This is a genomic window from Daejeonella sp. (assembly GCF_044232565.1).
Lineage (GTDB): Bacteria > Bacteroidota > Bacteroidia > Sphingobacteriales > Sphingobacteriaceae > Daejeonella.
On sequence record NZ_JBIILQ010000039.1, the window covers coordinates 1 to 16,114 of the forward strand.

Sequence of the window (16,114 nt, forward strand, 5' to 3'; positions counted from 1 at the left end):
TTTTTCGTTTCATTCTTTTTTTTGTGTTTTTATTTTTAATATTTTTAACTATTTTGTAAAAATTACTCATTAATAGCTAATTCAATGATTATTGGAATCTTACGCGAACCATCAATAGAAACAAGAGTTTCTTTAATTCCAGAACACATAAAAGTGCTTACTAAACAAAATATTCTGGTTTTAGCGGAACATGACTGTGGAATTCTTGCTTTTGCACCTGATAATTTATATAGCGAACAAGGTGCTGAATTAAAAACAAGAGAAGAAATTTTAAAGCTCTCAGATATTCTTTTAAGTATTAACCCATTAACAAGTGAAGATTTAAAAAATGTTAAAAAAGATGCTGTTGTTTTAGGTGTTTATAATCCCTTGGGAGCTTTTTTATCAATGAAAGAATGGGCTGATAAAGGTTTAACAACTTTTAGCATGGATATGCTCCCTCGCACTACCAGAGCGCAGAGTATGGATATTTTGAGCTCGCAAGCCAATATTGCTGGTTATAAAGCTGTATTATTGGCTGCTATGCAACTACCTAAATATTTTCCAATGTTTATGACGGCAGCAGGAAGTATCGCCCCTGCAAAAGTGATGATTTTAGGAGCTGGTGTTGCTGGATTACAAGCTATTGCAACAGCCAAGCGACTAGGAGCCGTTGTGGAGGTATTTGATACAAGGCCTGCAGTTAAAGAAGAGGTAATGAGTTTGGGTGCCAAATTTATTGAGGTTGAAGGTGCTCAAGATGCATCCAATGCTGGAGGTTATGCGGTTGTTCAAACTGAGGAATATTTACAAAAACAAAGAGAAAGAATTGCTGAAGTTGCCTCAAAGGCTGATGTGATTATTACTACTGCCCAAATTCCAGGTAAAAAAGCGCCGATTTTATTACCAGATCATATTTTGGACAATATGAAGATAGGTTCTTTAATAATTGATTTAGCCTCTTCAACAGGAGGTAATACTTCGCAAACGAAAGATCGAGAAACTATAACTTATAAAAATGTAACCATTATTGGCCATTCAAATTTGCCATCTACCATGCCATCTGATTCGAGTAAACTTTATGGTAAAAATATTTTAAATTTTTTGCAATTGATTATTGCTGCTGATGGTACGTTAAATCTTAATTTTGAGGATGATTTAGTTAAAGGAACTTGCATCACTCATCAAGGTGAGGTTTGTAATAATCGAGTGAAAGAACTTATTTAATTTATTTTTAAATAGATGTTAAGTTTGATTTTTGTAATAGTAGCTTATATAAATTAGAAATAAAAAATTATCAAGTATGGAAATTATGTTTAATTGGCTAGCACTTCATCAGGATATGATATACATTGTGCTTTTGAGTGTGTTTCTTGGTATTGAAGTCATAGGAAGAGTTCCAAGCGTTTTACATACCCCTTTAATGAGTGGTGCGAATGCAATACATGGGGTTGTTATTATTGGGGCTATTATTGTAATGGGTAAAGTTTCTAGCGACAATCTAATTGCGTTAATCTTGGGTTTCTTGGCTGTTATATTAGGAACACTAAATGTTGTTGGTGGCTTTGTTGTAACTGATAGAATGTTGGAAATGTTTAAAAAGAAAAAATAGGGTCATAAATTAACCCGATTAATAAGAAATCTTTATAAAAAATATTACATGGAATTAAATATACTTGTCATTTGTTACTTAATCGGATCGATAACATTTATTATCGGATTAAAGATGTTGAGTCACCCGGAAAGCGCAAGAAGAGGAAACCTAATTGCAGCAGGTGGAATGGCTATATCTATTTTTGGCACCATTTTTCTTTATGAAGAAGAGGGTGTTAAACTTCATAACTATTCTTGGATTTTTGCTGCTTTAATTATTGGATCTATACTTGGAACATTGGCTGCAAAAAGAGTAAAAATGACAGCCATGCCAGAAATGGTCAGTTTATTTAATGGTATGGGGGGTGCATGTGCCGCATTAATATCCATTTTAGAATTTGATCATATTTATTCGCTAGTTAAAAATGGTATTGCTGCAGATTCCGGTATTTTATTAATCATTTTTGCGGGATTAATAATTGGTACTATTTCTTTTGCAGGTAGTATGGTGGCTTGGGCCAAATTAAATGGAAGAATTAAAGACTTCTCGTTTAAAGGTCAGCACATTATGAATTTACTGATTTTTGGTATAATCATATGTATTTCAGCCTATTCAATTTTGTCGGGGGATATACAAATTCAACTTTTATTCTATATCGTATTTGCTCTATCAGTGATTTATGGTTTATTTTTTGTTTTACCAATAGGTGGCGCTGACATGCCGGTTGTTATTTCATTATTAAACTCATTTACTGGTGTTGCAGCTGCATTTGGTGGATTTTTATATAATAATCCGGTGATGCTTACGGGAGGTATTTTGGTAGGTTCTGCGGGTACTATTCTAACTATATTGATGTGCAAGGCTATGAATAGGCCTTTAAGTAATGTATTGATAGGTTCATTTGGTGGTTCTAAGTCGAGTGCTGCTTCAAAAGATCAAGGTGCTTACAAAGAGATTAGTATCAGTGATTCTGCAGTTGTTATGGCTTATGCTAAAAAGGTAATGATTGTACCTGGATATGGATTGGCCGTAGCTCAAGCACAACATGTTTGTCACGAACTTGAAAAACTACTTAGCGATAAGGGTGTAGAAGTGAAATATGCTATACATCCAGTTGCTGGTAGAATGCCTGGTCACATGAATGTATTGCTCGCAGAAGCCGACGTAGATTATGCAAGTTTATTAGAAATGGAGCAAGCAAATGAAGAATTCCCACAAACAGACGTTGTGTTGGTTTTAGGTGCCAATGATGTGGTTAATCCTGCAGCCAAAACAGATCCAGCATCACCAATCTATGGTATGCCTGTATTAGATGTTGAATTATCTAAATTGGTAATTATCAATAAACGAAGTATGAATCCAGGATATGCAGGGATAGAGAATGAATTATTTTTTCAACCAAAATCATCTATGTTATTTGGAGATGCCAAAGACGTACTACAAAAACTAGTTGCAGAAATTAAGACATTATAAGCTTATTGATTTTGAACTTTGAATATTTTATTCTTCGCGTTTTAGTCCGAATTTTTCAATTTTGCTGTACAAATGGCTTCTCTGTATGTCTATAGCATCAGCTGTTTTGGATACATTCCAATTATTTTTCTCCAATTTATATTTAATAAAATCGCATTCCACAAAGTCTTTGTACTCCTGAAAATTAGCGAATCGATCAAAATTTGATGTATGATTGCTTTTAGTTATGGCTGCCAAAGACGTCATGGAATTAGGATTAGCGAATGAGGTAACATCTTTATCTGTTATCACTTTATCGCTTAAAATAATGAGACGCTCGATCATATTCCTAAGCTCTCTAATATTGCCAGACCACTCCATGGTTTTTAACGCTTCCATAGCCTGCTTCGTAATTTCTTTAATAGGCATACCATAATCATTGCAAATTTCTGTACAAAAACTTTGGGCTATCAAAGGAATATCTTCTTTACGCTCTGTAAGTTGTGGAACATGAATTAAGATCACACTAAGACGATGAAAAAGATCCATCCTGAAATTTCCAGCTTCAATTTCTTTCTGAAGATCTTTATTTGTTGCTGCAATTACGCGGACATCTACATCGATTTCTTTTTCGCCACCCACGCGTGTGACTTTATTTTCTTGAAGGGCACGTAAAACTTTAGCTTGAGCTGAAAGACTCATATCCCCAATTTCATCTAGAAATAATGTACCGCCATTTGCTTGTTCAAACTTTCCAATTCTCTGCTTGATCGCAGATGTAAAGGAACCTTTTTCATGTCCAAACAATTCACTTTCAATTAACTCAGAAGGAATAGCTGCACAATTAACTTCTATAAGAACAGAATCTGAACGTTTTGATTTTTCATGGAGCCAACGTGCCACCAATTCTTTTCCACTTCCATTTGCTCCGGTAATTAGTACTCGAGCATCAGTAGGGGCAACTCGTTCAATGGTGTCTTTTATTTTTTGGATGGCAGGGGAACTGCCAAGAATCTCACGAGTCCGACTTGCCTTACGTTTTAATACTTTGGTTTCTTTTACTAAGTTTTTACGTTCTAGGGCATTCCTAACTGTTAGGAGAAGTCTATTAAGATCAGGTGGTTTTGTTATAAAATCATAAGCTCCTTTTTTACTTGCTTCGATGGCGGTTTCAACAGTTCCATGTCCTGAAATCATGACAAATGGCAAATCAGGATGAATTTTTAGGCCTTCAGTAAGAACCTCCATTCCATCCATTTTATTCATTTTTATATCGCAAAGTATCAGATCATAATCGTGTTTAGTGATAAGAGCCAAGGCATCAAGTCCATTATCAATATCATCTACTTGATATTGTTCATATTCTAAAATTTCACGTAAAGTATTACGTATTGATCTTTCATCATCTATGATTAAAATTTTTGCCATATATGTGTTTTATATCATCTTAATTTAAATAAATATTACTGCAATTAAAATATTTAATTGTAGTAATTGTAGATTAAGGGTGGTTGATTTTAAAAAAATGCAAGCCTATAAGCCGGGTTCTGTTTTTCCAAATTATCGGAAATTCTATCATTTATCTAGTCATGAAATTGCTAACATGCTCTAACGACCTACCCATTCCGAATAATGCTGTTTTGCAGCATAAGAAAGCGAGCAGCTTTGCTTTCGGAACCTATTTGGTCTTTCAACTCCTGGGGTTTACCGCAACGTATGTCACCATGCGCTACCGTGAGCTCTTACCTCACATTTTCACCTTTACCTGCCTAAGCGGGAAGTATATTTTCTGTGGCACTTTCCGTCACCATTTTCATGATGCCTTCCTGTTAGGAAGCAGAATGCTCTATGTTGCCCGGACTTTCCTCCTTGATTTTCATCACGGCGATAGAACGGCTTGCAATTCAAAGATATGAATTTTGTTTTAAGGTTTTGGGCTATTTGCTTTTATCTTTTGCAGACCCTTATCGAGATTAATTATACTTTTTAATATGGCATTTGCGGCCGAATTGAAAAAATCAGGATTGATATTTTCAAATGTATCACTGGCTTGATGATAATCTTTATGGTCTTCAACACCGAAATAAATAAAAGGTATACTTTCTTTTGCAAAAGGTCCTTGATCACTCTGCATTGTCCAATCATCCTTGCCAGAACCAGGAATATCGTGTCCGAAAAGGATATTTATACCTGTATTTTTATCAGCATCTTTAATTATTTCCTTCAAAATAGGTGTTTGATAGGTTCCTACTGCATAGAGTTCTGATTTATCATTATGAGAAACCATATCCATATTCACGTTTAATTTAATTGATTTTTTATCAGTTTTTGGGTCTCTCAAAAAGGCATAAGCACCTTGTAAGCCCATTTCCTCCGCATCAAAAGCAACAAAATATAATGTATTTTCTGGCTTTTTATTTTTGTAATATTCAGCAATGTGTAATAATGCTGCAACACCTGATGCATTGTCGTCAGCACCATAAAATATTTTTGAATTATTGATGCCAACATGATCATAATGCGCCGAAATAACAATGATATTATCAGTTTTACCCTTTATATAAGAAATTAAATTGGTGCCCTTTAATTCTTCAGATTTACGATTTTTAAAACTAAAGTTATGCTTGTAATTTTCATTAATTGAACTAAGTCCAATGCCTTTAAACCGCTCAATAATATAATCAGCAGCAGCAATATTTCCACTTGTTCCTGTTTTCCTACCTTCATATTTTTCGGATGCTAAAATCTCCAGGTCACTTAATAATTTAGCTTGATTAACCATTTGTGCCTTAGATTCAATACCGATAAATAAGGCAATAAGTAAGAGGATTTTTTTCATATAAATTTTATTAAACCAAGTTTATTAATTTTTGATTGTTAATTTTTACTCAAATCACGCATATCTACTGCTACTAGTCTCGAAACCCCTTGTTCGGCCATAGTAACACCATAAATAATATCCGTACTCGCAATAGTACGTTTATTATGTGATACAATAATGAATTGTGAACGATCAGAGAATTCACGAATGATATTATTGAACTTATCGATATTGGTATCATCAAGTGGCGCATCAACCTCATCGAAAATACAGAATGGGGCAGGCTTTAATAAATATAGTGAAAACAATATCGCGGTAGCTGTTAATGTTTTTTCTCCTCCAGATAGCTGATTAATTGATAAGGGTCTTTTCCCTTTTGGCCTTGCAATAATATCGATTTCTGATTCTAAGGGGTTTTTAGGATCAGCCAAGATTAAGTCACAACTATCTTCATGATTAAACAAAGATCGGAAAACTTCAATAAAATGAGTTCTAACGTTAATAAATGCTTCCATGAACTTTTCCTTTGCAGTTTCATCAATTTCTTTGATTGTTTGTAAAAGAGACGATTTTGCTTCTGAAAGATCTTTTTTCTGTGATTGAATAAATGTATAACGCTCATTCATCTCTTGATAAGCTTCCAAAGCCATCGGATTAATAGCTCCATATTCTTCAAGTTGTTTTTTTAATCGCTCGGTTTTAACACGTAAGTCTTGTTCACTATCAGTTGCTTGGCCTTCACTTATCTCTTCATCTAGAAGTTCACTTATATCGAGTGAAAACTCAACTGATAAACGTTCTTTCAAGGCGTTTAATTCAATTTTTATGAGTGTTTTTTGCTCTTTTAACTCATTGTTGATTAAATCAGCATGTTCTTTATTTTTACGAAGATTACTAATGTTTTCTTCAGACTCATTAATTTTTCCTCGAGAAGCATAAAACTCTTGTTCGGATTCTCTTAAAGCAATTTCAAATTCTTCCTTTTGAGCATACATGGCAATTAGATCTTCATCCGAATGATCAGCATGTTGAAAGGATTCTTTAATGCTTAATTGGGTTTTTTCAAGTTCTAGATTGTTAAATTCTATTTTGGATTCAAATGATTTTTGTTGACTCTCTCTGTACTCCAGATCTTTTTCAATTCCAGAAACCTTGTTTTGTTGTTGGTGGAAACGAATATTTTCTTGATTAAATAATCCTGATTTACTTGTTAATACCTCCGCAAATTCATTATAGTTATGTTGGTATTGTAATAATTGAAATTCTTTTTCGCTTTTTTTAACTCTTAATTCCGCTAAAAAGGGTTCTTTAGTAAGTAATTCATTACTAAGACCATTAATTTTTTGTTCAATATCTTGCTTTCTATTGATGCTATTTTCAATAAATGCGAGATATTGTTCCTGTTTTGTTTTTACAGAGGTAAACTCATTACTTAATTTGTTAATTTCAATTTGTAATAGATTTATTATATCCCTTTGAGATGTATTGCTGAGGTATTTAAGTGTTTCTTCCTCAAATTCAATTTCAACGTTTAATCTTGTTAAGAGCGTTTCTGTTTTGATTATTTCTTTGGAAAGCTTTTCAAGATTTTTAGCTCGCCCAATTCTTTTTCCCTCAAATAATCCAACAGAACCACCAGACATTCCGATTCTGTTTTTTGAGAACATTCCAGATTTACTGAGAATCACAAACTGTTCATCTGGCAAAGCAGATTTGATTCCTTGATCATCACCAGATTCGAGGAGATATACATTGTTTAAAAGAATTTCACACAGAGGACGATATTTAGAATCGGTATCAATAATATCAAGCGCTGGAATTAAATTCTCAGACCCTAAATCTTTAGTATATGATTGGGCCTTTATATTTATGCCATCTAAAATGAAAAAGTTTGCCCGTCCTCTAGATGAATCATTCAATAATTGAATTGCCTGAATAGCTTCCGATTGAGTTTCAACAACATAATGGTTCATTACAGGTTCTAGGAAATTTTCAATTGCAATTCGATATTCCTCGCGACAGAATAAAATATCTGAAAATAGGGGAGCTTGTTTGGCCCAAATCGCATTTTTCTTCAGGAAACGAATTGACTCTGGAAATCCTTCCAGATTATCAACCATTGATTTAGTTAAATTGTATTCATTTTGCTTTGAGTCTAGTTTTCTGCTTTCCTTGGTTAAAGTTTCTTTTAATTCCTTTAATTTTACAGTGTGATGCTCAATCTGTTGATTAAGTTCGTCTTCTAGCTCCTTTTTTGTATCAAATTCTTTTTGTTTGCTATCTAAGTCTCGTCCTATTTGATCAATTATTTTATTAAATTCATTGAGCTCAGTTTCTTTAGAATTAGCATCTTCCATGTTACGGTTTACTTCTTGGAAAAGTGCATCTTTCTGAATATTTATAATAGCTAATTCCTTTTCAAGTTTATAAACATCATTTTGAAATTCATTATTTTCCTTAGCTAAGGAATCTAATTCTAATTTCGATCTCAGTTGTTTTTCTCTAACCTTATTTATTTCTATTTCTTGGGATCCCAAAGAAATTTGAAGCTTTTGAAGAAGCTCACTTTCCTGAAAATGTTCCTCTTTTAATCGTTTCTGGTTGTAAAAGACATGATTTAACTGATTTTTATCTTTTTCTAATTCATCACTTAAACGAGCTTTTTTTTCTTCAAGAAAACGGATTTGCTCATTTTTTAACTTTTTATCACTTTCGTAGTTTCTGATCTTAGTAATAAAATCATTACTGGCTTTTTGTTGAACAGAAAGATTTTTTTCTAAATTTAAATTATTTAATTTCTGCTCTTGAAGTAAAGCTTCCAATTGGATTAAAGCTGTACTAATTCCTGAAAACCCTATGTAATGCTCTTGTTCCTTGTTTTCAAGCCTTGAAAGAGATTCTCTGAAACTAATGATACTAAAAGAGGCGAGCGTAATGCTTAAATTTCTGTATTGTTCTTTTAATTTGAAATAACGTTCAGCTTTTTTGGCTTGATTTTCTAACGTTTTTAAGTTTTTCTCAATCTCAAAAAGCAAATCCTCTACTCGGCTGAGATCGACTTCTGTATCCTTTAATTTATTAAATGTTTGTTTTTTTCGCAACTTATATTTGGAAATTCCTGAAGCCTCTTCAAACAATGCCCGTCTAGAATTGTCTTTATTGGCAATAATTTCATCTATCATTTTTAGTTCAATGATCGAGTAGGAGTCTGAGCCAATTCCTGTATCAAGAAAAAGGTCTGTAATATCCTTTAAACGACAATTAACATCGTTTAATCTATATTCACTTTCTCCTGAGCGATACAGTTTTCTAGTTATGGTAACTTTTGTGAAATCTGTTGGTAGTATGTTTTTTGTATTGTTGAAGGTTAAAGATACTTCAGCTAAATTTGATGGTCTGCGTGTTTTTGTACCATTAAAAATGATGTTTTCCATCTTCTCTGAACGCAACATTCTTGTACTTTGTTCGCCTAAAACCCAGCGAATGGCGTCAACCACATTCGACTTCCCGCAACCATTTGGTCCAACAATTGCAGTAACTCCTTCATTAAAGTTTAGCGTTATTTTATCGCCAAAACTTTTAAAGCCCTTAATTTCTAATTGGGTAAGTTGCATTTTAATATTTTCGCTGGGCGAATTTAAAATTAATTAGGCCTTCAATTTAGGAAATATTACAGAGCTCTGCCACTTTTTTTAGTCCTACAATTGATAAATCTTTTTTTGTTTAGCAATTTGTTATTTTAGGGAAGAAAATATTTTTACATGGTTTAATTATAATATTATGGAATACAGACGATTAGGAAAATCTGGCTTAAAGGTTAGTGCACTTTCTCTTGGAAGTTGGTTAACTTTTGGTAATCAGATTGAAGATAAAGTTGCAGAAGAGTTAATGGATGTGGCTTATGAAGGTGGTGTTAACTTCTTTGATAACGCAGAAGGTTATGCAGGTGGCAAGTCTGAGCTTGTTATGGGCAAAATCCTCAAAAAGAAAAACTGGGACCGTAGTTCTTATATTGTTTCAAGTAAAATATTTTTTGGTGCAGAAGAAAAGAAACCAAATATGATTGGACTCTCTAAAAAGCATATTTTTGAAGGTACGCATAATGCATTGAAACGTTTACAACTCGACTATTTAGATTTAATATATTGTCATCGTCCGGATAAAGAAACACCAATTGAAGAGACTGTTTGGGCTATGCACCAATTGATACAATCGGGTAAGGCTCTTTATTGGGGCACTTCCGAGTGGAGTGCATTAGAAATTATGCAAGCCCATTATTTTGCTGAAAAAAACCATTTGGTACCACCTGTTATGGAGCAGCCACAATATAATATGCTTTGGCGTGAAAAAATCGAGAATGAGTTTTTATTATTATTTAGAGATTTTGGCATGGGTACCACAATATGGAGTCCTCTAGCTTCTGGCTTACTTTCTGGCAAATATAACGATGCTGACCCAAAAGATACCCGTTTTAGTATAGAGAGTCTTGAATGGCTTAAAAACAGGTTATTAGTTGAAGATAATATCAAAAAGGTTAAATTATTAAAGGTGCTGGCCGATAAATTAAACACTACACTTGCAAAACTGGCAATTGCTTGGTGTCTAAAAAATCCAAATGTGAGTACTGTTATTTTGGGAGCTACTAAGGTGAGTCAGTTAAAAGAAAATTTAACAGCTATGGAAGTTTTACCATTATTAACTTCAGAGATAATGGATGAGATTGATGTGATTACTGGGACTAAACCAGAGAATATAATAGTTTAAATTTTAATACTTTATCAACTATACAATAAAAGCAATCCAAATCGGATTGCTTTTATTGTTGAATGATTATTAGAATTGACTTAACTTAAAAGTATCTTTAACCCTAATACCTTTTTCTGTTTCTTGAAGAGTGCAGCATTCGTTTATAGGATCATGCTCCAAAAAGAGGATGTAATCATTTTTTACTGCTTCTTCGAGAAACTTCTTCTTTTCAGTTAGTGTTTTAAGCGGAAACATATCGTAAGCCATTACATAGGGCAAAGGAATATGTCCGATGGAAGGAAGCATGTCGGCCATGTATAAAATTGTTTTGCCTTCATAAGAAATCTGTGGGAGCATCATGGACTCCGTATGCCCAAATGCAAATCTTATCTTAATGTTTTCGGTAAAATCTATACCGTCAATGCAATCAATGAACTTTAATCTTCCACTTTCTTGGATGGGTAATAAATTTTCCTTCAAGAAAGAGGCCTTTTCACGATCGTTTGGTTCAATTGCCCATTCCCAGTGATTAGAATTGCTCCAGTAGGTCGCATTTTTAAAGGCCGGGACTAAACTTCCATCCTCCAGTTTGTCAATAGATCCACCGCAATGGTCGAAATGTAAATGAGTTAAAAAAACATCAGTAATATCATCTTTTGAAAACCCATACTTTGATAAAGATTTTTCAAGACTATCATCACCATGTAAATAATAATGCTTTAAAAAACGTTCGTCTTGCTTATTACCTATGCCATTATCTATTAATATTAAACGATCGCCTTCTTGTACTAAAAGGCAACGCATTGCCCAAGTACAAAGATTTAATTCATCTGCTGGATTAGTTTTTTGCCATATGGATTTTGGTACAACACCAAACATAGCGCCACCATCCAACTTAAAAAACCCAGTTTCGATCGTAAATAACTTCATTTCAATTATTTATAGATGAATTACTTCACCATAGGCATCTGCCGCAGCTTCCATAATTGCCTCACTCATTGTAGGGTGGGGGTGTACCGTTTTCACGATATCCATTCCAGTAGTCTCTAATTTTCTGGCTACAACCACTTCAGCAATCATTTCAGTTACATTCGTTCCAATCATGTGTGCACCAAGGAATTCACCATATTTAGCATCGAAAATCACTTTCACAAAACCATCTTTAGCTCCTGCAGCACTTGCCTTTCCTGATGCAGAGAATGGGAATTTACCAACTTTGATTTCATAACCAGCTTCCTTTGCTGCTTTTTCAGTATAACCAACTGAAGCAATTTCTGGAGAACAATATGTACATCCAGGAATGTTATTATAATTTAAAGGCTCAGGATGGTGTCCAGCGATTTTTTCAACACAAATTATTCCTTCGGCAGAAGCAACGTGCGCTAAGGCTTGGCCTTTAACGATATCACCAATTGCATAGATACCTTCTATATTTGTTTTGTAAAAGTCATCAACTTGAACGCGACCTTTGTCAATAAGGATTCCAACTTCTTCTAAACCTAAATTTTCTAAATTAGGACTATATCCAACTGCAGAAAGTACAACATCACACTCAATAACTTCGGTTCCAACTGCAGTTTTTACATGCACTTTACATGTTTTTCCACTTGTATCTACCGACTCCACATTGGTACCTGTCATGATGTTTATTCCAGATTTTTTGAAACTTCTCAACAATTGTTTTGAAATATCTTCATCTTCAACTGGAACGATATTGTCTAAATACTCTACAATAGTCACTTTCGTGCCAAGCGTATTATAGAAATAAGCAAATTCTACTCCAATTGCACCTGAACCTACAACAACCATGGATTTAGGCTGTTCAGCTAAAACCATTGCTTGACGATAGCCAATTACTTTTTTACCATCTTGTTTTAAATTTGGTAATTCGCGTGAACGACCACCAGTGGCTAAAATAGTGTTTTTAGCAGTATATTCTTTGGTAGACCCATCTGCACCAAGTACCTCAACTTTACCACCTTTTTTTATTTTTCCGGTGCCCATGATGACTTCGATTTTATTCTTTTTCATCAGGAATTGAACTCCTTTACTCATTCCATCGGCAACACCGCGACTTCTTTTTATGATTGCACTGAAATCTACTTCAGATCCTTGAACTTTGATTCCATAATCTGCCGCATGTGTGATATATTCGAAAACATTGGCGCTTTTTAACAAGGCTTTTGTTGGTATACAACCCCAATTTAAACAAATTCCACCTAAAGATTCCCGCTCAACAATGGCAACTTTTAAACCTAATTGTGCAGCACGGATAGCAGCTACGTAACCACCTGGTCCACTTCCGATAATAATGATGTCGTAATTCATATATAATATTTGTATACAATTTAAAATCCATACAAATCTAACAAAATACTCAAGGGCTTGAAAGTTTTTGTCTAGTCTTAATATTAAATGTTGAAAAGATGAAAATGTCGAAAACTATTGGATAGAATTAATAATAACTTAACATTGATATTGCTCAATTTCACAAAGACTCTGTATATTTGCTGCGATTAAAAAAAACCAATCATTTAAAACCCATTTTATGAAGAAAATTCTACTCTTAACGCTTGTAGTGTTATCCTTCGTGTTTGATGCTTCAGCACAGGTTACTACAAGTAGTTTATCGGGTACTATTCGTGATTCAAAAGAATCGCTTATTGGTGCAACAATTAAGGCTACACATCAGCCAACGGGGACCGTTTATGGTTCATCTTCTGGCGTTGATGGAAGGTTTAACATCCCCAACATGCGTGTTGGTGGTCCTTATTTAATTCAAGTAACATACGTAGGATACCAATCGGAATCTTTCAGTAACGTTATGCTTAAATTAGGTGAGCCTTATTTAATTACAATTACACTTAAAGAATCTGGTAATCAACTTCAAGAAGTTGTGATTACTGCGCAAGATCCAAATTCGGTACTTAATGCCAACAGAACTGGTGCTACAACCAATATTGGTCGTGAACAAATTCAAAATGTTCCAACAATCAGTAGAAGTGTTAACGATCTTACTAAATTTACTCCACAGGCAAACGGTGCTTCAATTGGTGGTGGTAACTATCGTCAAAACAACTTTACCGTGGATGGTTCTGATTTTAACAATCAGTTTGGTATTGGTAGTAACTTACCTGCAGGTGGTTCACCAATTTCTATTGATGCAATTGAAGAAGTTTCTGTTAGTGTAGCCCCTTACGATGTGAGAATGTCTGGATTTGTGGGTAGTTCTATAAATGCAGTAACTCGCTCAGGAAGAAATGAATTCTTCGGAAATGCATTTTTTAGTATGCGAAATGAAGGTCAGCAAGGAAATAAAGTTGCTGGTAACAAAATCACTTTATTACCTCTTGACGTTACTCAATTTGCATTAAGTTTAGGTGGTCCAATTGTTAAAAATAAATTATTCTTCTTTGCGAATATTGATCGTTCTGATGAGGTTAGACCAGGACAAAATAGGGTAGCAGCTACCGCAGGTGCTCCTTTTGGTTCAAATCCTAACGTTGCTCGCCCATTAGGTAGCGAATTAGATATGATCAAAAACTATTTAATCAACACTTATGGTTATAATCCTGGTAATTACCAAGGTTATTCCAATAAGAGCAATAACTATAAATTTCTTGCTCGTTTAGACTGGAACATTAATAAAGATCACAGATTTAATATCCGTTATAACCAAGTAGAAAGTAGTTCTCCTTTTTTTATTAGTAGTTCTACAAGTGGAACTGGTTTTAACTTTCCTAATAATGGTGGTCGTGGTAATCCTGGTCATTTACACTTTAGTAATTCAAACTACACTCAACAAGCTAACCAGTATTCATTAGCAGCGGAATTAACTTCAAGTTTTGGATCTAAGTTTTCTAATACACTTAGAGGAAGTTATACTCATCAAAATGATCCAAGAGGATCAGAAAGTGATGTATTTCCTTTAGTTGATATTATGAAAGATGGTACGGCATTTACAACTTTTGGTTATGAGCCCTTTACTTATGGTAACTTAAGAGATGTAAAGACTTATAGTTTCACAGATAATTTTACAATGAATCTTGGAAATCATGAACTTACATTAGGTGCTCAAATGGATTTTAGTACAACCAAAAATGGTTTCCAACGTTTTGGTACTGGTGCTTACCGCTTCAATTCATGGGCTGATTTTGTTAGTGGTGCTAAACCAAACGATTATGCAATCACGTATTCATTATCTCCAGGTTATGCTCAAGCATTTCCAACATTCCAGTTTCAACAGTACTCAGCTTACCTTCAAGATAATTTCCGTGTAGGCGAGAAATTGAATATTACAGCTGGTCTTCGTTTTGAATTGCCAACCTATCCTGATGTTCCAGAGATTAAAACTCATCCTTTGCTAACACCTTTAACTTTCTCTCAAGGTAGAAAATTAGATACAGGTGTATTGCCAAAGGAAAGAATTATGATCTCTCCAAGATTAGGTTTTAATTATGATGTTAACGGTGATCGCTCTTTACAAGTTAGAGGTGGTACAGGCGTATTCACTACAAAAGTTCCTTTTGTTTGGATTGTATCTCAATCTGGTGATGCTGGTCTAATTCAGTTTACACAAAACTGGAATGGTACTGCTAATACTCCTGGTCCATTCAGTACTGATGTGAGAAAGTACTTGCCTGCAACTCCTCCAACTGCTGGTACCTCAATTCCTGCTACAATTAGTGCAATGGATCCTAATTTCAGATTCCCACAAACTTGGAAAAGTAGTTTAGCTGTTGATGCAAAATTGCCATGGGGTGTTGTAGGTACACTAGAAGGTATATACAATAAAGACTTAAATATTGCAAAAGGATTTAATATCAACTTGGTTGATCCAAAAGCTTTAAATGTAGCTGGATATCCTGATAACCGTCCGATGTACCCTAATGCCAATGTAGATAAGTTTATTAATAAATTATCCAATGGACTACCAAGTGCAACAGCAACAGGCGCATTTAATCCGGTTGTATTGGATAATTCAAATGAAGGTTATTCTTGGTTCCTTACTGCAACTTTAAATAAATCTTTCAATAAAGGTTTGTCTGCTCAAATTTCTTACACTAGAAGCGAGCAAAGATCTCTTTATGATGGAAATGGTGACCAATTATTTAATACTTGGTCTTTAACTCAAACTGCAAATACAGGTAATAATCCAGGTTTAAGTTATTCAAACTTTAATGTTCCTCATCGTGTGATTGCATCTTTAAATTACCGTAAAGAGTATATTAAGAATCTTGCTACTTCGGTATCTATGTTCTTCGAAGCTTCACATCAAGGAAGATTTACTTACACTTATTCTACAGATTTCAATCGTGATGGACAAACCAATGATTTGATGTACATTCCGAAAGATGCTTCTGAGATTACATTTGCTGCTCGTCCTGCTTCTTCTGGAACAAGCAATGTGGCTTACACAGCACAACAACAAAATGATTTATTCTTCGCCTACATTGAACAAGATGATTATTTGAAGAAGAATAAAGGAAAATATGCTGAGCGTAGTGGTGCTAAGCAACCAT

The 16,114-nt window shown here is 34.2% G+C and carries 10 protein-coding genes and 1 other RNA gene; 5 read left to right on the top strand and 6 right to left on the bottom strand.

Translation table 11 applies throughout. The features are described from left to right. Window positions 1-84: 84 nt before the first annotated feature. The 3 genes from ACILQF_RS03835 to ACILQF_RS03845 all read left to right on the top strand — a co-directional run bounded on the left by ACILQF_RS03835 (window position 85) and on the right by ACILQF_RS03845 (window position 3,046). Window positions 85-1,206 (top strand): NAD(P) transhydrogenase subunit alpha, encoded by a 1,122-nt coding sequence (locus tag ACILQF_RS03835; protein WP_395626091.1) that lies wholly within the window; start codon window positions 85-87, stop codon window positions 1,204-1,206. 76 nt (window positions 1,207-1,282) lie between these two features. Then, window positions 1,283-1,591: an NAD(P) transhydrogenase subunit alpha gene (locus ACILQF_RS03840; protein WP_395626092.1), complete on the top strand. Its 309-nt coding sequence runs from the start codon at window positions 1,283-1,285 to the stop codon at window positions 1,589-1,591. Between the two features lie 48 nt (window positions 1,592-1,639). Next, complete coding sequence (locus ACILQF_RS03845) at window positions 1,640-3,046, top strand: NAD(P)(+) transhydrogenase (Re/Si-specific) subunit beta (protein ID WP_395626093.1); 1,407 nt, start codon at window positions 1,640-1,642, stop codon at window positions 3,044-3,046. A gap of 27 nt (window positions 3,047-3,073) precedes the next feature. Here the strand turns inward: ACILQF_RS03845 and ACILQF_RS03850 are convergent, their stop codons facing one another. From ACILQF_RS03850 to smc, 4 genes are all read right to left on the bottom strand, one after another. Beyond that, a complete protein-coding gene (locus tag ACILQF_RS03850) occupies window positions 3,074-4,453 on the bottom strand; it encodes a sigma-54-dependent transcriptional regulator (protein WP_395626094.1) in 1,380 nt (459 codons plus the stop codon). A gap of 92 nt (window positions 4,454-4,545) precedes the next feature. After that, an RNA gene (gene rnpB / locus ACILQF_RS03855) (RNase P RNA component class A) lies at window positions 4,546-4,929 on the bottom strand. 20 nt (window positions 4,930-4,949) lie between these two features. Then, window positions 4,950-5,864, bottom strand: coding sequence for a M20/M25/M40 family metallo-hydrolase (locus ACILQF_RS03860; protein WP_395626095.1), 915 nt, complete (start codon window positions 5,862-5,864; stop codon window positions 4,950-4,952). Between the two features lie 38 nt (window positions 5,865-5,902). Next, window positions 5,903-9,460 (bottom strand): chromosome segregation protein SMC, encoded by a 3,558-nt coding sequence (gene smc / locus ACILQF_RS03865; protein ID WP_395626096.1) that lies wholly within the window; start codon window positions 9,458-9,460, stop codon window positions 5,903-5,905. 166 nt (window positions 9,461-9,626) lie between these two features. Between smc and ACILQF_RS03870 the strand changes: the two genes are divergently transcribed. Further along, window positions 9,627-10,610, top strand: coding sequence for a potassium channel beta subunit family protein (locus tag ACILQF_RS03870; RefSeq protein WP_395626097.1), 984 nt, complete (start codon window positions 9,627-9,629; stop codon window positions 10,608-10,610). A gap of 69 nt (window positions 10,611-10,679) precedes the next feature. On the opposite strand, the gene ACILQF_RS03875 is transcribed toward ACILQF_RS03870, so the two are convergent. Continuing rightward, window positions 10,680-11,522 carry an MBL fold metallo-hydrolase gene (locus ACILQF_RS03875; protein ID WP_395626098.1) on the bottom strand — a complete coding sequence of 281 codons (843 nt, stop codon included), beginning with the start codon at window positions 11,520-11,522 and terminating at the stop codon, window positions 10,680-10,682. Window positions 11,523-11,531: 9 nt separating this feature from the next. Further along, entirely contained in the window at window positions 11,532-12,920 is a 1,389-nt protein-coding gene (lpdA, locus tag ACILQF_RS03880; protein WP_395626099.1) for a dihydrolipoyl dehydrogenase, read from the bottom strand. A 220-nt stretch (window positions 12,921-13,140) separates the two neighbouring features. On the opposite strand from lpdA, the gene ACILQF_RS03885 reads away from it, so the two are divergent. Then, a partial coding sequence (locus ACILQF_RS03885; protein ID WP_395626100.1) for a TonB-dependent receptor domain-containing protein occupies window positions 13,141-16,114 on the top strand: 2,974 nt, incomplete at its 3' end.

Bases quoted from the DNA above. Each gene is read 5' to 3' on its own strand.
- ACILQF_RS03850 (WP_395626094.1), bottom strand. From the start codon at position 4,453: ATGGCAAAAATTTTAATCATAGATGATGAAAGATCAATACGTAATACT.
- ACILQF_RS03835 (WP_395626091.1), top strand. From the start codon at position 85: ATGATTATTGGAATCTTACGCGAACCATCAATAGAAACAAGAGTTTCT.
- ACILQF_RS03860 (WP_395626095.1), bottom strand. From the start codon at position 5,864: ATGAAAAAAATCCTCTTACTTATTGCCTTATTTATCGGTATTGAATCT.
- ACILQF_RS03840 (WP_395626092.1), top strand. From the start codon at position 1,283: ATGGAAATTATGTTTAATTGGCTAGCACTTCATCAGGATATGATATAC.
- ACILQF_RS03870 (WP_395626097.1), top strand. From the start codon at position 9,627: ATGGAATACAGACGATTAGGAAAATCTGGCTTAAAGGTTAGTGCACTT.
- lpdA (WP_395626099.1), bottom strand. From the start codon at position 12,920: ATGAATTACGACATCATTATTATCGGAAGTGGACCAGGTGGTTACGTA.
- ACILQF_RS03875 (WP_395626098.1), bottom strand. From the start codon at position 11,522: ATGAAGTTATTTACGATCGAAACTGGGTTTTTTAAGTTGGATGGTGGC.
- ACILQF_RS03845 (WP_395626093.1), top strand. From the start codon at position 1,640: ATGGAATTAAATATACTTGTCATTTGTTACTTAATCGGATCGATAACA.
- smc (WP_395626096.1), bottom strand. From the start codon at position 9,460: ATGCAACTTACCCAATTAGAAATTAAGGGCTTTAAAAGTTTTGGCGAT.